The organism is Pseudaestuariivita rosea (assembly GCF_017592335.1).
In the GTDB taxonomy this organism is placed as follows: domain Bacteria; phylum Pseudomonadota; class Alphaproteobacteria; order Rhodobacterales; family Rhodobacteraceae; genus Parasulfitobacter; species Parasulfitobacter rosea.
This window is the reverse complement of the sequence record NZ_JACNMP010000024.1, coordinates 1-17,983: the sequence shown is the minus strand read 5'-3', so window position 1 is coordinate 17,983 and position 17,983 is coordinate 1. Positions and strand designations below refer to the sequence as shown.

Sequence of the window (17,983 nt, the reverse complement as noted above, 5' to 3'; positions counted from 1 at the left end):
CACCATCTGAGCAGTCCCGGACCCGATCCGGGACCTCCACCGCTAAACACCCAAACACACACGCCCAGTCTGTAAGCCTTAATAGATGTGTCTACTGTGCGGATTTTTCGGACATTTGTGGGCGGACCACAAATGGCTGCTTTGAAAACAACGGTACAAAGATAAGCCGTCGCATGTGTTTGGAGGATCAGTCCAAAGACGCAATGGCATTCATATTTCGCTTGTACCCGTCCACACCTGCTGCGATACGTGCCCAACCACAGGGGAGCTGCGTAATGTCGCGGCTGAGATGCGGGCGCAAGCCTTCGGACCCTCAAAGCTGATCTGGATAATGCCAGCGTAGCAAGGAGGACATATATATGTTTGCAGGCGCACAAGTATCACTTTACCCGATGACGGACGGGTTCGTTGACGTGATTTTATCATCCCTCGGCGCGCTTGATCCGTGGCGTGATAAGTTACGGATTGAGACCGACGACATTTCGACCCTGATCGTTGGCCCGCCCGAGGTCCTATTTCCCGCATTGCGTGATCTTTACGCAAGCGCCGCTGCAACAGGCGTCCATGTCGTGCTGCGCGCGACGCTGTCACGCGGCTGTCCCGGTGAACCGGATGACCAGATTTGCCAGACAGGGGCTTTGGCGAACCCGTCAGAGCCGCTTTCCTCTCGCCAAGAAAACGCCCTTGCCGCGATTGTTGCGGCACCAGACAAAGGCCAAACCACAGACGCCCAATTCTCGCTTTATGTAATGGGCGCGGGCGATCATATGGCCGAGATTATGGGCTGCATCGACTTTCTTAAGCAAAGCGGCACCTTTGATCGGTCCAAGAATTTTTGCACCCGGCTGACCGGCGATGCAGGTCCTGTTTTTGCTACTCTGCAACAGGCGTTTTGCCAGTTTGGCCCGCCCGATGGTCATGTAACGGTTGATTTGACGGTCTCTGCCAACAGCCCATCCAAGCGCTGATCTGATGCACCGCCCCGTACCTCGCCGTTCCGGCAGAGGTCTGACCCGCGGCATTCCTGCCGTCCTCAGCGTGGTCAGTGCCTTTGTTATCTGGGAAATCTATGTCCGCGTGTCGGGCATTTCGCCGCTCATGCTGCCTGCGCCGTCGCGTGTGTTGGACCAGATGGTGCAGAACCGCGTCTTGCTGTGGAACAACACCTTGCCCACGCTGACGGCCACGTTCGCAGGATTTGCCCTGTCATTGGCCGTAGCCTTTGGTCTCTCGATCATACTGGATTTCATGCCGCGCGTACGCCATGCCCTGTTCCCGATCTTTGTGGTCAGCCAAACGTTGCCCTTGGTCGCCATCGCACCCCTCGTGGTGCTGTGGTTCGGGTTCGACCTGTCACCCAAAGTGCTGTTGGTCGCCTTGGTCACATTCTTTCCGATGCTGGTCGCTTTGGTAGACGGATACGCATCGACCGATCCGGAAATCGAAGATCTTATGGGGTCTATGGGGGCGACGCGCGGCCAAATCTTTCGCGCTGCGCGTTTCCCCTCTGCCATGCCGTATTTCTTCGCAGGCCTCCGCATTTCGATCACCTATGCGGTCGTCGCGGCGATCTTTGCCGAATACGTTGGTGCACGTGCGGGGCTGGGGATCGTCATCCTGAACGCCAAAAACAGCTTTCGCCCCGACATCGTTCTGGCTGCGGTTGTGATCAGTTCACTCCTTACACTTGTCCTGTTTGCCGCCACCGCCCTGCTGCAAAGGACCGTGCTGCGTTGGCGCGATGTGGAGGGGCATCGATGACCGCCCTTTCCCTCAATGATGTCAGCGTCACGTTTGGCGGCATACCTGTTTTGGATCGCATTAACTTGCATGTGGAACAGGGTGAATTCGTCTCAATCCTTGGCCCCTCAGGCGCTGGAAAATCAACGATCTTTCGACTGCTGACCGGGGCGCAGCCCCAGCAAACCGGAACGATTTCGTGTGCCGGCCGCGAAAACGGCTTTGCCTTCATGCCTCAACGCGACGCGCTGATGCCGTGGCGCAGGATCATCGACAACCTGACGCTTGGCTTGGAGGTGCAGGGCATCCCCCGCAAAGATGCCCGCGCAAAAGTTGCACCGTTACTCGGTGATTTTGGATTGGCCGATTTCACCGCCCATTATCCCGCCCAGCTCTCTGGCGGCATGCGCCAACGCGCAGCGCTTTTACGCACAATCGTACAAGGACGCAGCATCCAACTCCTCGACGAACCCTTCGGCGCGCTTGACGCCCTGACCCGCACCCAAATGCAAACCTGGTTCGAGCATCGCTGGCGTACCGCGCGCTGGACAACCTTGCTGGTCACCCACGATGTGCGCGAGGCCGTGGCGCTATCGGACCGCATCTATGTCCTGTCACGTCGGCCCGCCCGCGTGATCGCCGAAATCAACGTGCCCATCCCGCGTCCAAGACTGGGTCGCCCGCCTAGCGCCCAAGCCTACGAAATCGAAACCCAGCTTCTTGAAACCCTACTTCAACAAACCGGAGAGACATCATGAAATACATCATCACCGCGGCCTTTGTCGCTTTGGCGCTGCCCGCCACGGCACAGGAAAAGCTGAGCGTGGCGCTGGACTGGACACCCAACACCAATCACGTCGGCCTTTACGTGGCACAAGCCAAAGGATGGTTCGAGGACGCGGGGTTAGAGGTCGATATCCTGCCCTACACCGACACATCATCAGGAACGCTGGTCGCGGCGGGCGTGGCCGAGTTCGGCATCCTCAGTGCTGTGGGCTTTCACACGCAGCGCGCGACCGGGGCCGATATGACAGTCGTCATGGCCGTGGTGCAGCATGAAACCGGGCGTCTGGTCTTTAACGGCGAACGCGACGACATCCAGCGCCCGGCCGATCTGGATGGCATGATCTACGCGGGCTTTGGCAGCGCGTGGGAAAATGCGCTGATCTCGACGATCATTCGCAACGATGGCGGCACTGGTGAATTTGATACGATCACCTTGGGCACGTCGGCCTACGAGGCGCTTGCCAATGGCAGTGTTGATTTCACGCTAGAGGTCAGCACATGGGAAGGGGTGAATTCGGTCCTGCTGGATCGTCCGCAACGTGCGTTCCGCTATGCCGATTACGGTGTCCCGGACCAGCAAACGACGTTTCTGGGCGGCAACGGTACATGGCTTGCGGCAAACCCGAAAACAGCTATGGCTTTTGTGCAGGCAGCACAGCGTGGATACGCGTTTGCTGCTGCTCGGCCGCAAGAGGCAGCAGAAATTTTGATTGCCGAAACGGCCGGGATGTTGACGAACCCTGATCTGGTGCGCGCATCCATGGACGCACTGGTCGAAGGTGGATATCTTCAAGATCCGGGCGAGCCGGTTGGCGCAATCGATGACGCGATGTTCGCCAATATCACCAACTTTCTCTTTGATGCTGGGATCATGCTGAACGGAGACGGCGCACCGATTGAAGAGATGCCTGATATCTCCACCTGGTACTCGAACGACTACCTTTTGCAAGTAGAGTGGTGACGCTCTTGTAAGGGATGGGTGGCATATACGTGCACCCATTCCTTATATTAAGCCTGCGCAAGCGCTCTGCAAAAATCCAATCAAGGGGTTAGGTTAAAACACCAAGAGCAGACAAGACATCCGCTACGACTCAGAATATCTGCAAAAAGGGCTCTTTGCCGACATCTGCAGCACAACTAATCAGCCGAAATTGCGCAATAGAAATGACTTGGCGACGCAGATCGGAATACGCCCCCCAAACCCGCTATTCCCACTCAAGCGCGCCTTTTTTCCACTCGTAGGCGAAACCGATCGTCAGGATGGCCAGAAACACCATCATTGACCAGAACCCGACCAGCCCCACATCCTGGAACGCAACAGCCCAGGGGAACAGAAAGGCAACCTCAAGATCGAAGATGATGAACAGGATCGACACCAGATAGAACCGTACATCGAACTTCATCCGCGCATCGTCAAAGGCGTTGAACCCGCATTCATAGGCGCTGACTTTTTCAGGGTCAGGGTTGCGCACGGCAACGACCGCCGCCGCCAGGATCAGAACCAGCCCCAGACCGATGGCCAGGCCCAGAAAAATTATGATCGGCAGATACTGTGCGGCAAGCGTTTCCATGTGCACTTAATCCTTTGCATGCAACTGCCCGACCTTTAGCGCCGGTGGGCGGTCGGGTCAACCAACGGTGATGCATTGTACTCAAGGAATACGGAATACTTAGGGCAGCGCCCGCCCTGGGGGGCGGGTCGGGCGCTGCCCGGTGGTGCCCACCGGGCGGGTTGGTTGTACGGAAGGTTCAGACTTTCAAAACATCACTCTACAATGCTTGAATGACATCTTGTTCCCGGCAGGTTAATCATCCATGAACGCCTTTTCCCACAGTCAAGGACCACAAGACATGCAACGCGTGATGATCCTGGGGCAGCCGGGGGCTGGCAAATCGACACTGGCGCGCAGGTTGGGGGATCTGACCGGGCTGCCTGTCTTTCACATCGATCTGATCCACTGGAAACCAGGGTGGGTTGAGCGCAGCCAGGCCGAAAAGGGCCAGCTTTGCGCACAGGTGCACGCCCAGGACCGATGGATCTTCGAAGGCGGTCATTCCCGCTCATGGCCCGAACGATTGGCCCGCTGCGATACACTAATCTGGCTGGACATACCGCTATACATCCGCCTTCCGCGGGTGATCCGGCGCAGCCTGAAACACTACGGCCAACCCCGCCCCGACTTGCCCGAAAACTGCCCCGAACGGCTGGACCCCGAATTCTGGAAATACATCTGGATCACCCGTCGAACCAGCCGGATGAAAATGGCAGAACTCTATGCCAAGGCCCCGCCCGATAAGGCAAAATACCGACTGCAGAACCGCCACCAGGTCGACCGTTTTCTGGATGATATTCATTGACAGCTAAGAACAGCGGTCGACCATATGCTGAGGTAGCATTGCCACATCGCGCCTATGGAGACGCAAATGATACCCCAATCCTTTTCTGTAATCGTCAGTATGATTATCGCGGCTGTCGTTGCCCAGTCGGTCAACGCACGCGAGATTGCGATTACACTGGATGACCTGCCCTATGTGCAACCGTCCCGCACCTCGCCAAGTGAAGGTTTGGCACAGGTCCAAGCGGTAAATACTGCTTTGGCGGCACATGATATTATTGCCACAGGCTTCGCAATTGGCGTGCAGATTGACCGAGAGTCACGTCAAGCAATGAACGCTTTCGCCAAGGCTGGACACACAGTCGGCAACCACAGCTGGTCCCATCCGGATTACGGCACACTCACACCTGAGGCATTTCATGAAGAGACCCAGCGCGCCGACGAAATTTTATCGCAATGGATGGGCGAGAACCGCTTCTACCGTTTCCCTTTCTTACGTGAGGGTGAAACTGAAGAGGCGAAGCTTGCCGCTGACGCTGTGCTTGCTGAGTTGGGTTACTTGAACGTACCTGTCACGATCGACACGGATGATTGGCGCTTTAACCAGGATTATCTTAAAGCCTTGGATATAGGGAATAAAGCGGCTGCCTCTGAGATTGCAATGGCGTATGTTGCGCATATTCAAGAGCGTACTCGACACTTTGAAGCCTTGGCGCAGGAAGCCGTGGGACGAAAAGTACCCCATATTCTGCTATTACATATGAACCGTCTTAACGCGGATCATCTTGATACGCTGCTCGACTGGTATGCGGCGGAAGGATGGACGTTTGTCACCGTTGAGAAGGCGCTGTCCGACCCCTTATATACTATGCCCGATCTCTATAGCGGACCCCGCGGGCTATCACAGATCGAGCGGGTGATAGGGCGACAAAGCGAGCAGCCGGTACCTTTGGCAGATTAACCTTTCATGGTTGGCATTGCTGAGATGGTACGCCAATAACCGGACCAGACGATGGCGACTTGGTTGTCAAGTAGGCTCAACCGCGTCGTAGAACATGCACTGATAGCGCGCTTCGGTCAGATCGACGACCTGCTCGGCCCAGTCTTCGGACTGCCGGCTTAGCCTGACGGCGGCCACAACCTCATTTTCACCGTTATCAACAGCTTGCTTCATGCGTTCGGCAAAGCGCTGCGCAAAGGCATCCATCTGGCTGTCAAAGTAGCGGTGCGCCGCCGTCGCACGGCGCCTGGTTTCGCTTTCCGTCTCGCCGCGTTCGCAGGCGTATTTCAGGATATCTTCGGTATGCGCCGACTGAAACGCAAAGCGCATCCGATCAGGATAAGCCCGATCCATCATCGCCTGCCTTGAACACCCGGCAAGCAGTGCAGTCGCCAGAATTCCGAATACAATAAGCCTCATACTATCCCCCATAAGCTGCCCTAACGTCAGCTTAGTGCGAAATTGGATAATTATGTGTCTAACCGATGGCTTTTGAGTGGCTAGCATGCAGGCTTCTGCCCTTCATAAATATCTAAAGCACCGTCCTAAAAACCAGTAATGTATTGATGGAGTGTTAAGGGCAGCGACCGGCCCGAGGGTGGGGGCTGAAAGCGCCCGCCCTGGGGGGCGGGTCGGGCGCTGCCCGGTGGTGCCCACCGGGTGGAATGAGCGGATAAAGCGTTGCAGGTTTTTAGCACCATGCTTTAATTGATGCTAAACTAATTGTTCCTCAAAATAGGCAACCAACCTTTCGGGCGGTGTGCCGTTACCGCCCAGCATCTTTGCCCGCCAGGCGTCGGTTTCAAACCGCACGATATCCATTTCCCAAAGGCAGCCCACGACCTGATCCACACCATCACCAAAGACCGTCGGGGCCTCCCACCGGGCGCGTATCTGGGGGGCCTTTGCCAGAACACTGCCCCACTGCCAGTAAAAGGTCGGCGAAACGACTGCAATTTCAGCAAAATGGATGATCTGAAACCCAACGCCATGATTACCAGCGCCATCCAACAGATCGCCCGCTCTTGGCAGTCTGTCCAACGCCGCAGCACTGGCCGCATCTGCGATATCGTCATCGAAAACACGCCCGTCTGCCAGAATCGCGTATCGCTTCAGATGCCAGTCCCGCCCTTTGATGACAGACAAGGGCAAAACGGGACGGGGGCGAAAGGGTTGAAGGTGGTCCATGACAATTCGTTCAATGCGACAGTCAATAAAAGACCCGCCGAAGCGGGTCTGTCAGATCAGTTATTGCTGGGCTGCTGATTGGCGCGTTCGGCCTCGATCTGGCGCCAGCGGGCGACGTTGCGGTTGTGTTCGTCCAGTGTCTGGGCAAAGGCATGACCGCCCGTGCCATCTGCCACGAAAAAGATGTAATCCGTGCTGTCAGGGTTCACCGCAGCGCGAATGCTGGCCTCGCCCGGGTTGGCGATCGGTGTCGGCGGCAGGGCGGGAATGACGTAGGTGTTATAGGGCGTCGGTTCCCGCAATTCACTGCGGCGCAATCCGCGTCCCAGCACGCTGCGCCCTTCGGTAATACCATAAATCACCGTCGGGTCCGTCTGCAGCCGCATCCCCACATTCAGCCGGTTCACAAAGACTGACGCCACCTGACGCCGCTCATCCGCGACACCGGTTTCCTTTTCGATTATCGAGGCCAGAATCAGCACCTCTTCGGGGTTTTCCAGCGGCAGATCATCGACACGTTCGCTCCAGGCGGCCTGCAGACGTTCCTGCTGCAAGGCCTGCATCTGGGCGATCAGCGTCCCCCGATCCTGTTCAAGGCGAACTTCATAAAGCTCGGGCGCCAGACTGCCTTCGGGGGGAATGGTCTCAATCTCACCGGTTAACAAATCCACCTGACGCAGGGCTTCAACCACACCCCAGGTCGTCGTGCCCTCGGCCACAGTGATCTGAAACCGTGTTCCGGCGGCCGCCTTGGCACGGTCATAGCTTTCGGGTACCTCTTCGGCCCCCAGATCAAAGCGCGCCAGTTCCTCATACCGTTGCGTTTCGGTGTTCAACTCATTCACCTGAACACTGCTTGAAGCCACGCCGATCCGGTAATTCACCACCGTCCCGCATGTGCTGCGCCCGCTTTCGGTGATCAGCGACAGAACCTGATCCATCGAGGCCTGCTGCGGCACCAAAAAGCTGCCGGCCTTGATCTGCGTGGTCTTGCCTTCGTAATCCGCACCGATGCGGAAAATCGTGGCGTCAGAAATCGCGCCGCGTTCTTCCAGACTTTCGGATACCGCCGACATCGACGATCCCGACGGGATCTCCAGGCAAATCGGCTGCGCCAGCGGCCCGGGGCTGGTGTAAATCCGCGTCCCCCACAAAATCGCGCCGCCCACGACAAACAACAGCACGATCAGCAATGTCATCCCATTCGCCGCCACATGACGCCACATCAGTCGACCTTTCCGAACAGAAGCGAGGCATTCGTGCCGCCGAACCCGAATGAATTCGACAGGGCCACGTTAATCTCGCGCTCATGCTTTTTGTTAGGCGCCAGATAGATTTTGCTATCGACGGCGGGGGTGTCCAGATTGATGGTGGGCGGGGCCACCTGATCGCGGATCGCCAGGATCGAGAAAATCGACTCAACCGCACCGGCCGCGCCCAGAAGGTGCCCGATCGACGATTTGGTTGAACTCATCGTGGCCTTGCCCGCCGCATCGCCCATCATCCGTTCAACCGCACCCAGTTCGATGGTATCGGCCATGGTCGAGGTGCCGTGGGCGTTGATGTAATCGATATCTTTCGGCTCAAGTTTGGCGTGGCGCAGGGCTGACCGCATCGACCGTTCGCCGCCTTCGCCATCCTCGGACGGGGCGGTGATGTGATAGGCATCGCCTGACAGACCGTATCCGATGACCTCGGCGTAAATCTTGGCGCCACGCGCCTTGGCGTGTTCGTATTCTTCCAACACGACAACGCCCGCGCCCTCACCCATGACAAAGCCATCCCGGTCCGCGTCATAGGGGCGCGAGGCCGCCTCGGGCGCATTTCCGCGCTTGGTCGACAGCGCCTTGCAGGCGTTGAACCCGGCAATCCCCAATTCGCTGATCGGGCTTTCGGCACCACCGGCCAGCATGACGTCGGCATCGTCCAGCATGATCAGCCGCGCCGCATCCCCAATGGCATGCGCACCCGTGGAACAAGCCGTCACAACCGCGTGGTTTGGCCCCTTGAACCCATAACGGATACTGACCTGACCACTGATCAGGTTGATCAAAGCCGCAGGGATAAAGAACGGCGACACGCGCCGCGGCCCCTTTTCCTTGATCAGCAGCGCCGTACTGGCGATCGTGTTCAAACCACCGATCCCAGACCCGATCATGACACCGGTCCGAATACGGCTTTCCTCATCCTCGGGTGTCCAGCCCGCATCAGCTACGGCCTGCGTGGCGGCGGTCATGCCGTAAAGGATAAAATCATCGACCTTTCGCCGCTCTTTCGGCTCCATCCAGTCGTCGGCATTGAATGTGCCATCGCTGCCATCCCCGAACGGAATTTCGCAGGCATATGTCGTTGCCAGATGCGACGCATCGAACCGGCTGATCGTGCCTGCGCCAGATTCACCATCCAAAAGCCGCTTCCACGTCGGCTCAACTCCACACCCCAAAGGCGAGACCATCCCCAGGCCCGTGACCACCACTCGACGCATATTGTCTCCCATCTCTCCGTCAGGTTTTAACTGTGATACCGCGCGTTGCCGCCCAAGGGCAAGTCCAGAGCGCACAGATTAAGCAATGCCCTGCCATGACCTTGCGGCGTTTGACGTCAGATTTGCTGCAAACTGCGGTGGCTTAGGGCGTCAACCTGACCAAAGTACCGTCCAAATTCTGGAAGCCTGATGATCACGATCATTGATCGACCAAGGACGATTTTGGCCGCAAGACGAACGCATTGAAACCCCTGACTAAAGACCAATCAAGGCGTTACTTGTAACGGCCAAACCTATCGGCCTGATTTGCCCTACTGCGCAGTCCCGGACTTGATCCGGGACCTCGGACCAACATCCCAAAGAAAAACGGCGCCGCAAGCGGGCGCCGTTCTATTACTGGGCTGCGGCCTGAAAATCAGGCGGCGGCCTCGTCGATGAACTTTACTGCATCGCCAAATGTCTGAATGGTTTCAGCAGCGTCATCGGGAATTTCGATACCGAACTCTTCTTCGAACGCCATCACCAGCTCGACCGTGTCAAGACTGTCGGCGCCAAGATCATCAATGAAAGAAGCACTGTCCGTGACTTTATCTTCTTCGACACCAAGATGCTCTACAACGATTTTTTTTACGCGATCTGCGACGTCGCTCATATCAAGTCCTCATTATTTTATGGGGTCCGTGCCCCAACTTTCGCTTTACCCGGGATTCGGGCCTCTCCTACGGTCCGTGCCGGACCCACCGTCCATCGCGTTTGCGACCCTGCGGCCAATCTGCGCCGCCTATAGCACAACATATCGTCAAGGCAAACGCTTTCGCTTAAACCGCTTAACTGGGCAAGACATGCCCACTGTACGTCCTGTTTTCAAGCGTCAAACCTGTGTGCAGACAGGTCTTCAACCAGTCCGGCAATGCTTTTCCCGGCGGTAACTTGCTGCACAGGAAGATAAGGATCAGGCTGCAACACCCAGACAATAAAGCTTTTTTCAAAAAGGGCGCGTGCTTCAATCATCGGCAGATGTCCGCTGTCAAGGATGACCGCCGTGGCATTGGGCAGCGCTTTGACGATCTGCAACTGATGCAAGGGGGGCACAACGGCGTCCTTGTTTCCGATCACCACACAAACCGGCGCGCATACCTGATCAAGCCGGGCCAGCACGTCCTGCGACGCCACCCATTCGGCCAGGCGCCGCATGGTGTCGTAATTCGACTGCCGCAGGTCCGCCAGCATCTGCAGCGGGATATCGACAACGGGCACTTCGGGCGATCCGACAACGGTTTTCAGACCGGCCTGAAACCAGGCTTCGTCCCAATGCCACCACTCCATCATCTTGCGAAAGGACCATGGCCCGATCCAGGGGTTCAGCGTGATCCGCGCCAGCAGGCTTTGCTGATTGTCCAGCCGCCCCGACCACAGCGCGCCGATGGGCATCACGGCCTGCACCAGATCAGGATAAAGCCGCGCGATTTCCAGCGCGATCATGCCGCCCGTGGAATGCCCCACCAGCCGCACCGCGCGCCCAGGGTAACACTGGCGGATCATATCGGCATACTGCGCAAAAAGGTGGTCATCCTGCAAAAGGGTCTCGACCTGATCGGGGCCAATGGCCCAGGGAAAATGCCCCGGCAAAGGCAGCGCGATAGCAGGTATCTGATGCTGTTCCAGCAAAGACACCAGAAACGTCCAGATCGATGGCGTTTCGAGCAACCCGTGGATAAAGACAACAGGGGCAGCGTCCGACTGAACGTCAGTCAGCCGCACCACCGGATGATCGGCCGCAACCCGCGGCTCCCGCATTGCATTCGCATCAGTGACGACCATCACATCCCTCAATTCACAAGCACTATACTTATTACCTATATACCCCGCATAAAGTTGCATCCCGCCACGGTGGTTTTCCGCCGGTGTACCATCAGTAGAGCACTACTGCGCACAATGGTCCGGCTGAGCCATCGGATTTGAGTATTTGGGGAACAATAAAGGTCTATTGTGTTTTTATTGTTCCAAAAATACTCATGACCCCGCCGTTGGCAGCCCCGAACGGTGCCAGCATAACGCGCCGTCCCGGACGTGATCCGGGACCTCGCTGGCTATCACAACATCGCCATACCGCCGTTCACGTGCAGTGTTGTGCCGGTGACATAGGCCGCCTCGGGGCTGGCCAGATACAGCACAGCCGACGCGATTTCGCCCGCATCACCCATGCGGCCCGCGGGGACCTGTTTCAGGATGGCGTCTTTCTGATCGTCGGTCAGCTTATCGGTCATCGCCGTGGTGATGAAACCGGGGGCCACGCAGTTCACGGTGATGCCACGGCTTGCGACCTCATAGGCCAGCGACTTTGACATACCCACCATGCCCGCCTTGGACGCGGCATAGTTGCCCTGCCCCGGATTGCCCGTGGCGCCCACGACCGAGCTGATGTTCACAATCCGGCCCCAGCGTGCCTTCATCATGCCGCGCAGGACGCCCTTGCACAGCTTCATCGTGGCCGTCAGGTTCACGTCGATCACGCTTTGCCATTCGTCATCCGACATCCGCATGAACAGGTTATCGCGGGTGATGCCGGCGTTGTTGACCAGAATATCGACCGACCCCATCGCCTCAACCGCCTGTTTCGGCAGCGCCTCGACCGCCTCGGGATCGCTGAGATTGCAGGGCAGAACATGGACCCTGTCGCCCAGATCATCGGCCAGTGCCTGCAGCGGCTCGACCCGCGTGCCAGAAATCCCAACTGTCGCACCTGCGCCATGCAGCATCCGCGCAATTTCGCCACCAATTCCACCCGATGCGCCTGTGATCAGCGCATTTTTCCCTGTCAGATCAAACATTTCTGCCCCCTAGTTCAAAGTATTTGCAGCAGCTCTGGCGTCTTCGGGTGCGCCAATAGCCCGTGTTTCAATCGACCGGTCAATGCGTCGGATCATGCCCGACAGCGCTTTGCCAGAGCCAATTTCCCAAACTTCGCTCACGCCCTGCGCCGCCATCCAGCCCACGGATTCGCGCCAGCGGACCGACCCTGTGACCTGTTCGACCAGCAACGACCGGATCGTCGCTGGATCAGTCACGTCATGGGCCAGCACATTGGCCACCAGCGGCACCTTTGGTGCGCTGATTTCCACATCGTCCAGCGCCTGGGCCATGACCTTGGCGGCCGGTTCCATCAAGGCGCAATGGAAGGGCGCGCTGACCGGCAACAAAACCGCGCGCTTGGCGCCTTTGTCCTTGGCAATCGTCACGGCGCGTTCCACCGCCGCCTTATGCCCGGAAACGACGACCTGCCCCGGATCATTGTCATTGGCGGCCTGGCAGACATCGCCCTCAGCCGCCTCCTCCGCCACGGCCTGCGCGGTTTCAAAATCCAACCCCAACAGCGCGGCCATGGCGCCGACGCCAACTGGCACGGCCTCTTGCATCGCTTTACCACGCGTGCGCAGCAGCCGCGCGGTGTCGGCCACGCCAATCGCGCCAGCCGCGGCCAGCGCGGAATATTCGCCCAGGGAATGCCCGGCCACATAAGCCGCGGCGTCCACTTCGACCCCTTCTGCCTCAAGCGCGCGCATCGCGGCCAGCGATGTAGCCATCAAGGCAGGTTGCGCGTTCTGCGTCAAAGTCAGTGCGTTCTGATCGCCGGTCCAGATCAACGTGCTGAGCTTTTCGCCCAAAGCATCATCAACCTCTTCGAAAATCGCGGCCGCTGCCGGATAGGCCTCGGCCAGAGCCAACCCCATTCCGATGGTCTGCGCCCCCTGCCCCGGAAAAACAAATGCTTTCATCGCGCACCTCCTGTTCGGGGCGGTCTAGCAACTGCGTCCCCTGCGGGCAATGGCGAATGCAATTTGGAGCTGAGCCGATTCTGTGATATTATTAACTATTATTTATTTCAGAAATTCATTTTTAAGAGATGAGGTTAACGTGAAACGCCTATTGATTTTATGCTTTCTTCTGTTCGCGCAGATTGCGTCCGCAGACGGGGCTTTGCCTTCACCCACGGGAACAACCCTGATGCCAAAGAAAAATGTGGTGCTGTATTCAGCGCCACCGAATGCCGTTTTTACCCAGTCAGCGACCGCCAAAGGTGTGCTGGGGGTGCGCGGCGGGACGGTCGCGCTTTATCCGCTGAGCCCGTCCCAGAAAAACACGCGTGATTTTGTTCTGCAGAAACCAACCGCGCAACTGCCCCGCGGCGTTCAGGTCAGCAACTATGTCGACATCTGGCAGGGCAAGCAGATGGTCCGATGGGTTGAGCTGAAAAACCCCCAAGCCAACACAATTCTGGGCTGGGCGAAATGGGGCAACGCAACGCGCCCCAGTTCCGTCTTCACCCAGACGCGCTAAGACAAAGGGAACGGTTATGGCATTTGAAACTGACGAACTGGCGCCTGGGACACATATCAGCGCCGACGAATTGAACCTGGATCAGATGATGCAAAGCATTGTCAGCGTCGCAGGCCTTGAGATGAGCCGTGAGGCCGCCGTGACATCGCTGGCCGGGCTGATGTTCATGTTTGGCGTGGTGGTGGCGTGTATCCTGAAATGGAACGGCGGGACGCATTGGTCGAAGGTCGGTGTGGCCTCGGTCATCATGTTCTTTCTGTCCAGTCCGGTGTGGTCCTTTACCCTGTCGGGCGATTGGGGCAGCAGCCCCGTGCCGCTGCTGGACCAGATCCTGGCCTATTCCGAAGGCGCCGCCCCCCTGCCGCGCAAAATGTTCGCGCTTGGGCTGGTAATGCTGATGGGGTCGCTGTCGTGGCCGGTGTTCAATCTGATCCGAACCGTGCTGATGGGGTTGCTAAAGGCCAAAAGCAGCAACGGCGGCGCGCCCACGGCTTTGTGACGTATACGTCAGACAATAGCATCGTCCAAAAGCTTCGGAATACGAGTTAATGACGAAGGGCAGCGACCGTCCGCGGGTGGGCGCTGCCCGGTGGTGCCCACCGGGCGTATATGGTTGCGCAGAGTGTTTCTGGTCACAAACCATCGATCTCTCAACTTTGCCGTCCCGGACCTGATCCGGGACCTCGGCGCGCTCCCTCCTGACGACCAAAAGACCCCTTTCAGTGATTTGCCGCACAAACCCTGTGCGTAACTTCCATTGGACGATCCGGCGCCGCCGGTCTACCTATGGCGCAGGTTAAAACAGGGTAAAGCGATGGCACTGCAGAACACCGACACAAGCTATGGCGGCCTGGCCAAGGTCTTTCACTGGGCCACGGTCCTGCTGATCCTGACCGTCATCCCCCTGGGGATCATCGCCCATAACATGGCGCATCAGATCGAAGATCCCGCCGTTTCGACCACGCCAGAGTTCGTGTCACAAACCGCTTTCCTGTTTTCGCTGCACAAAACCATCGGGCTGACGATCTTTTTCCTGGCCCTGCTGCGGATCATCTGGGCCATTGCGCAGCCCAAACCCCTGCCACTGGCCAGCCACAACCGCATCGAACAATTCGCCGCCGCCACGGTACATTGGCTGCTCTATGCGTCACTGATCATTGTGCCGCTGACGGGTTGGATTCATCACGCCGCCACCGCCGGTTTCGCGCCGATCTGGTGGCCCTTTGGTCAAAGCCTGCCCTTCGTGCCCAAGGACGATAACGTCGCCCACATCTTTGCCAGCCTGCACATCATCTTTGAACGCGTGTTGGTGCTGGCCTTTGTCCTGCATGTGGCCGGCGCGCTGAAGCATCACTTCTTTGACCGCGACAGCACCCTGCGCCGGATGCTGCCGGGTCAGGCCCAACGCAGTGCGACGGGGCCGGAACATGGCGTGGCACTGCCGCTGATCGCGGCACTAGCGGTCTACATCACCGCCTTGGGTACGGGCACCGCCTTGGGCCTGTTCGCCCTGCCCGAAGATCAGGCGACTGTGGCTGAACTGGAACAGGCCGAAACAGGCTGGCAGGTGGATCAGGGCACTTTGGGCCTGACCATCACCCAATTCGGCAGTCAGGTGCAGGGCAGTTTCGCCGACTGGACCGCCGCCATCAATTTTGAGGAAAGCGATGACCTGGGCCCCGTCGGTGACGTCGAGGTGACGATCGCCATCGGGTCGCTGACCCTTGGGTCGGTGACGGGCCAGGCCCTGGGCGCCGATTTCTTCAATGCCGCCGAATTCCCAACCGCTGTTTTCGACGCAGATCTGATTCTGGGGGATGATGAGGTCTATACCGCCCGGGGCACCCTGACACTCAAAGGCCAAACAGTGCCGGTTGAACTGCCCTTTACCATGACAATCGACGGCGACACGGCCCAAATGACCGGTCGCACAACACTGAACCGTATGAATTTCAACATCGGGGAAAGCATGGTCGACGAAAGCAGCCTGGCCTTTGACGTGCTGGTCAACATCGAACTGACCGCCACGCAGGTAGATTAGCACATCACCCTCAAATTCATCTGTAGCTTCAACACATAAAGGGCAGCGCCGGCCCGTGGGTGGCGCAAATGCGCCGCCCTGGGGGGCGGGTCGGCGCGGCCCGGTGGTACCCACCGGGCGATTTAGTTGACCGGAGCATTTCGGATATTCGTAGCGATCCTCTAAGACAGCTATTCAGACTTGCAGCCGGGCGCAGGCTGGGCATAGTGTCCCGCGACAACAGGTGATTTGAGGACACGATGGATATCCAAAAGGTCGGCGTGATCGGTGCAGGGCAGATGGGCAATGGGATCGCACATGTTCTGGCGCTGGCGGGGTATGACATACTGCTGAACGACATCAGCCAGGATGCTCTGGACAAGGGCAAAACGCTGATTGCGAAAAACCTGGAACGGCAGGTCAGCCGCGACAAGATCAGCGCCGCCGACATGGACGCAGCACTGGATCGCATCTCAACCACGCTGAAACTGCCGGACCTGGGCGCGACCGACCTGGTGATTGAGGCCGCGACAGAACGTGAAACCGTCAAAACCGCGATTTTCGAGGACCTGCAACCGCACCTGCAATCCCATACGATCCTGACCTCCAATACCTCGTCCATATCGATCACCCGCCTGGCCAGCCGCACGGATCGGCCTGAAAAATTCATGGGCTTTCACTTCATGAACCCTGTGCCTGTGATGCAGCTGGTCGAATTGATTCGCGGGATCGCAACCGATGAGGAAACCTTTAAATCCTGTTTGGCCGTCGTCGAAAAACTGGGCAAAACCGCCGCCACGGCCGAAGATTTCCCGGCCTTCATCGTCAACCGCATCCTGATGCCGATGATAAATGAGGCGATCTATACCCTTTACGAAGGCGTGGGGTCGGTCAGATCCATCGACACCTCGATGAAACTGGGCGCCAACCACCCGATGGGCCCACTGGAACTGGCCGATTTCATCGGTCTGGACACCTGCCTGGCGATCATGAACGTGCTGCACGACGGCCTGGCTGACACCAAATACCGCCCCTGCCCCCTGCTGACGAAATACGTCGAGGCCGGTTGGCTGGGCCGCAAAACGGACCGAGGCTTCTACGACTATCGCGGGGATGAACCGGTTCCAACGCGGTAAACCGGCGACATCCGCGCGGGCTGCGATTTCGGGTTTTTGAGTATTTGTGGAACAATAAAGGTGATGCTGTCGGAGGCAGATCATTGCCGCTCAAAACCATAGGAAAAATAGAAATGCGTTTATGGAAGATGCATTGAATTCATAAAGGCAGCCCGGTCCAACACATGCTTTATCATATGTGCGCGCCCTGAATGCGGGATAAAGCATCAATTCGCTGTTTAGAAACCAAGGTCTGCTTCCTTGCATACCGGTTAGGTGCTATCTGTTCTTGGCAACGCGAATTCAGGGAAGCTTTAATATGCCGAAGGCAATTGTTCCAACTGATTTGGCTGACTATGTGAGCGATTGGAAAATGTCCCCTGGCTTGGAACATGAAGGGTTTATCTTCATGACTGGTTTCACTGGAGCTTCTAAAGATGGGCAATACTCCGACGATCCTGCCGAGCAAATTGAAGCTGTTTTCACAAAAATACGCGCGGTTCTTGAGCAAGCTGGATTAGGCTTCCAGCACCTCGTCGAGATGACAAGTTACCACATCGGATTGCGTCACCATCTCGATCAGTTTAAGAGTATTCGAGCCAAGTACGTTCAAGAGCCCTTTCCCGCGTGGACGGCAATCGAGGTTGCAGGCTTTGTTCGAGAAGGTGCGGTCGTAGAAATCAAGTGCATTGCACGGAAAACATAGCTGACGTTTGTGCCTTGTGCAGCAACCGGTCAGTTAGGCTCAGAGCTGACCTTTGTTTATAACCCTATAGCAGTTCCAACTTGCGCCAGACACACCCATCATTGTTCCATAAATACTCATAATCCGACCGTCACAACTGCGCTAGAGCGTGATGAAATCGACCTGAATCAAGGGGGATTCACATAGGCTTATTTTGCTGATTCACTGTCGCCGACCACAAGATGGAGGGCGAGCAGTGGGTAAGGCACTTTCGATGGACCTTCGGGAGA

Annotated in this window: 20 protein-coding genes and 1 riboswitch; of the genes, 11 read left to right on the top strand and 9 right to left on the bottom strand. The window is 57.6% G+C overall.

Annotation, left to right across the window (positions count from 1 at the left end):
• Window positions 1–251 precede the first annotated feature (251 nt).
• Window positions 252–364: riboswitch (TPP riboswitch) on the top strand.
• From H7848_RS14560 to H7848_RS14545, 4 genes are all read left to right on the top strand, one after another.
• Complete coding sequence (locus H7848_RS14560) at window positions 360–968, top strand: YkoF family thiamine/hydroxymethylpyrimidine-binding protein (protein WP_208352838.1); 609 nt, start codon at window positions 360–362, stop codon at window positions 966–968. (Overlaps the previous riboswitch by 5 nt.)
• Before the next feature lie 4 nt (window positions 969–972).
• Complete coding sequence (locus H7848_RS14555) at window positions 973–1,761, top strand: ABC transporter permease (RefSeq protein ID WP_237072763.1); 789 nt, start codon at window positions 973–975, stop codon at window positions 1,759–1,761.
• Window positions 1,758–2,498: an ABC transporter ATP-binding protein gene (locus tag H7848_RS14550; protein WP_208352836.1), complete on the top strand. Its 741-nt coding sequence runs from the start codon at window positions 1,758–1,760 to the stop codon at window positions 2,496–2,498. Before H7848_RS14555 ends, H7848_RS14550 begins: the two co-directional genes overlap by 4 nt.
• The gene (locus H7848_RS14545; protein ID WP_208352834.1) at window positions 2,495–3,487 is read left to right on the top strand and encodes an ABC transporter substrate-binding protein; all 993 of its coding nucleotides are present in this window, start codon (window positions 2,495–2,497) and stop codon (window positions 3,485–3,487) included. The genes H7848_RS14550 and H7848_RS14545 overlap by 4 nt, the downstream gene beginning before the upstream one ends.
• A gap of 244 nt (window positions 3,488–3,731) precedes the next feature.
• On the opposite strand, the gene H7848_RS14540 is transcribed toward H7848_RS14545, so the two are convergent.
• Window positions 3,732–4,097 (bottom strand): NADH-quinone oxidoreductase subunit A, encoded by a 366-nt coding sequence (locus tag H7848_RS14540; RefSeq protein ID WP_208352831.1) that lies wholly within the window; start codon window positions 4,095–4,097, stop codon window positions 3,732–3,734.
• A gap of 280 nt (window positions 4,098–4,377) precedes the next feature.
• Here H7848_RS14540 and H7848_RS14535 point away from each other — a divergent pair, with 280 nt between their 5' ends.
• Both H7848_RS14535 and H7848_RS14530 read left to right on the top strand, forming a co-directional pair.
• Window positions 4,378–4,884, top strand: coding sequence for a P-loop NTPase family protein (locus H7848_RS14535; protein WP_208352829.1), 507 nt, complete (start codon window positions 4,378–4,380; stop codon window positions 4,882–4,884).
• Between the two features lie 66 nt (window positions 4,885–4,950).
• Window positions 4,951–5,823: a polysaccharide deacetylase family protein gene (locus H7848_RS14530; protein WP_208352827.1), complete on the top strand. Its 873-nt coding sequence runs from the start codon at window positions 4,951–4,953 to the stop codon at window positions 5,821–5,823.
• A 66-nt stretch (window positions 5,824–5,889) separates the two neighbouring features.
• Here the strand turns inward: H7848_RS14530 and H7848_RS14525 are convergent, their stop codons facing one another.
• The 8 genes from H7848_RS14525 to fabD form a co-directional block, all read right to left on the bottom strand.
• Window positions 5,890–6,282 carry a hypothetical protein gene (locus H7848_RS14525; protein WP_208352825.1) on the bottom strand — a complete coding sequence of 131 codons (393 nt, stop codon included), beginning with the start codon at window positions 6,280–6,282 and terminating at the stop codon, window positions 5,890–5,892.
• A gap of 294 nt (window positions 6,283–6,576) precedes the next feature.
• Entirely contained in the window at window positions 6,577–7,050 is a 474-nt protein-coding gene (locus H7848_RS14520) for a hypothetical protein (RefSeq protein ID WP_208352823.1), read from the bottom strand.
• A 56-nt stretch (window positions 7,051–7,106) separates the two neighbouring features.
• Window positions 7,107–8,276, bottom strand: coding sequence for an endolytic transglycosylase MltG (gene mltG / locus H7848_RS14515; RefSeq protein ID WP_208352821.1), 1,170 nt, complete (start codon window positions 8,274–8,276; stop codon window positions 7,107–7,109).
• Entirely contained in the window at window positions 8,276–9,535 is a 1,260-nt protein-coding gene (gene fabF, locus H7848_RS14510) for a beta-ketoacyl-ACP synthase II (RefSeq protein ID WP_208352819.1), read from the bottom strand. Before fabF ends, mltG begins: the two co-directional genes overlap by 1 nt.
• Before the next feature lie 415 nt (window positions 9,536–9,950).
• On the bottom strand, window positions 9,951–10,187 hold the full coding sequence (locus tag H7848_RS14505) for an acyl carrier protein (RefSeq protein ID WP_208352817.1): 237 nt from the start codon (window positions 10,185–10,187) through the stop codon (window positions 9,951–9,953).
• Window positions 10,188–10,399: 212 nt separating this feature from the next.
• Window positions 10,400–11,356 (bottom strand): alpha/beta fold hydrolase, encoded by a 957-nt coding sequence (locus H7848_RS14500; RefSeq protein WP_208352815.1) that lies wholly within the window; start codon window positions 11,354–11,356, stop codon window positions 10,400–10,402.
• A gap of 272 nt (window positions 11,357–11,628) precedes the next feature.
• Window positions 11,629–12,366: a 3-oxoacyl-[acyl-carrier-protein] reductase gene (gene fabG, locus H7848_RS14495; RefSeq protein WP_208352813.1), complete on the bottom strand. Its 738-nt coding sequence runs from the start codon at window positions 12,364–12,366 to the stop codon at window positions 11,629–11,631.
• Between the two features lie 9 nt (window positions 12,367–12,375).
• Window positions 12,376–13,311, bottom strand: a complete 936-nt coding sequence (fabD, locus tag H7848_RS14490) for an ACP S-malonyltransferase (protein WP_208352811.1) — start codon at window positions 13,309–13,311, stop codon at window positions 12,376–12,378.
• Between the two features lie 229 nt (window positions 13,312–13,540).
• Between fabD and H7848_RS14485 the strand changes: the two genes are divergently transcribed.
• The 5 genes from H7848_RS14485 to H7848_RS14465 all read left to right on the top strand — a co-directional run bounded on the left by H7848_RS14485 (window position 13,541) and on the right by H7848_RS14465 (window position 17,714).
• Entirely contained in the window at window positions 13,541–13,873 is a 333-nt protein-coding gene (locus tag H7848_RS14485; protein ID WP_208352808.1) for a hypothetical protein, read from the top strand.
• Between the two features lie 16 nt (window positions 13,874–13,889).
• Window positions 13,890–14,372 carry a hypothetical protein gene (locus H7848_RS14480; protein ID WP_208352805.1) on the top strand — a complete coding sequence of 161 codons (483 nt, stop codon included), beginning with the start codon at window positions 13,890–13,892 and terminating at the stop codon, window positions 14,370–14,372.
• A 315-nt stretch (window positions 14,373–14,687) separates the two neighbouring features.
• Window positions 14,688–15,914 (top strand): cytochrome b/b6 domain-containing protein, encoded by a 1,227-nt coding sequence (locus H7848_RS14475; RefSeq protein ID WP_208352802.1) that lies wholly within the window; start codon window positions 14,688–14,690, stop codon window positions 15,912–15,914.
• 239 nt (window positions 15,915–16,153) lie between these two features.
• The gene (locus H7848_RS14470) at window positions 16,154–17,029 is read left to right on the top strand and encodes a 3-hydroxybutyryl-CoA dehydrogenase (protein ID WP_208352800.1); all 876 of its coding nucleotides are present in this window, start codon (window positions 16,154–16,156) and stop codon (window positions 17,027–17,029) included.
• A 298-nt stretch (window positions 17,030–17,327) separates the two neighbouring features.
• Window positions 17,328–17,714 (top strand): Rid family hydrolase, encoded by a 387-nt coding sequence (locus H7848_RS14465; protein WP_208352798.1) that lies wholly within the window; start codon window positions 17,328–17,330, stop codon window positions 17,712–17,714.
• Window positions 17,715–17,983: the final 269 nt, after the last annotated feature.

Excerpts from the sequence above, each read along its gene's own strand:
- H7848_RS14560 (WP_208352838.1), top strand. The coding sequence starts at position 360 with ATGTTTGCAGGCGCACAAGTATCACTTTACCCGATGACGGACGGGTTC.
- H7848_RS14555 (WP_237072763.1), top strand. The coding sequence starts at position 973 with ATGCACCGCCCCGTACCTCGCCGTTCCGGCAGAGGTCTGACCCGCGGC.
- H7848_RS14550 (WP_208352836.1), top strand. The coding sequence starts at position 1,758 with ATGACCGCCCTTTCCCTCAATGATGTCAGCGTCACGTTTGGCGGCATA.
- H7848_RS14545 (WP_208352834.1), top strand. The coding sequence starts at position 2,495 with ATGAAATACATCATCACCGCGGCCTTTGTCGCTTTGGCGCTGCCCGCC.
- H7848_RS14540 (WP_208352831.1), bottom strand. The coding sequence starts at position 4,097 with ATGGAAACGCTTGCCGCACAGTATCTGCCGATCATAATTTTTCTGGGC.
- H7848_RS14535 (WP_208352829.1), top strand. The coding sequence starts at position 4,378 with ATGCAACGCGTGATGATCCTGGGGCAGCCGGGGGCTGGCAAATCGACA.
- H7848_RS14530 (WP_208352827.1), top strand. The coding sequence starts at position 4,951 with ATGATACCCCAATCCTTTTCTGTAATCGTCAGTATGATTATCGCGGCT.
- H7848_RS14525 (WP_208352825.1), bottom strand. The coding sequence starts at position 6,282 with ATGAGGCTTATTGTATTCGGAATTCTGGCGACTGCACTGCTTGCCGGG.
- H7848_RS14520 (WP_208352823.1), bottom strand. The coding sequence starts at position 7,050 with ATGGACCACCTTCAACCCTTTCGCCCCCGTCCCGTTTTGCCCTTGTCT.
- mltG (WP_208352821.1), bottom strand. The coding sequence starts at position 8,276 with ATGTGGCGTCATGTGGCGGCGAATGGGATGACATTGCTGATCGTGCTG.
- fabF (WP_208352819.1), bottom strand. The coding sequence starts at position 9,535 with ATGCGTCGAGTGGTGGTCACGGGCCTGGGGATGGTCTCGCCTTTGGGG.
- H7848_RS14505 (WP_208352817.1), bottom strand. The coding sequence starts at position 10,187 with ATGAGCGACGTCGCAGATCGCGTAAAAAAAATCGTTGTAGAGCATCTT.
- H7848_RS14500 (WP_208352815.1), bottom strand. The coding sequence starts at position 11,356 with ATGGTCGTCACTGATGCGAATGCAATGCGGGAGCCGCGGGTTGCGGCC.
- fabG (WP_208352813.1), bottom strand. The coding sequence starts at position 12,366 with ATGTTTGATCTGACAGGGAAAAATGCGCTGATCACAGGCGCATCGGGT.
- fabD (WP_208352811.1), bottom strand. The coding sequence starts at position 13,311 with ATGAAAGCATTTGTTTTTCCGGGGCAGGGGGCGCAGACCATCGGAATG.
- H7848_RS14485 (WP_208352808.1), top strand. The coding sequence starts at position 13,541 with ATGCCAAAGAAAAATGTGGTGCTGTATTCAGCGCCACCGAATGCCGTT.
- H7848_RS14480 (WP_208352805.1), top strand. The coding sequence starts at position 13,890 with ATGGCATTTGAAACTGACGAACTGGCGCCTGGGACACATATCAGCGCC.
- H7848_RS14475 (WP_208352802.1), top strand. The coding sequence starts at position 14,688 with ATGGCACTGCAGAACACCGACACAAGCTATGGCGGCCTGGCCAAGGTC.
- H7848_RS14470 (WP_208352800.1), top strand. The coding sequence starts at position 16,154 with ATGGATATCCAAAAGGTCGGCGTGATCGGTGCAGGGCAGATGGGCAAT.
- H7848_RS14465 (WP_208352798.1), top strand. The coding sequence starts at position 17,328 with ATGCCGAAGGCAATTGTTCCAACTGATTTGGCTGACTATGTGAGCGAT.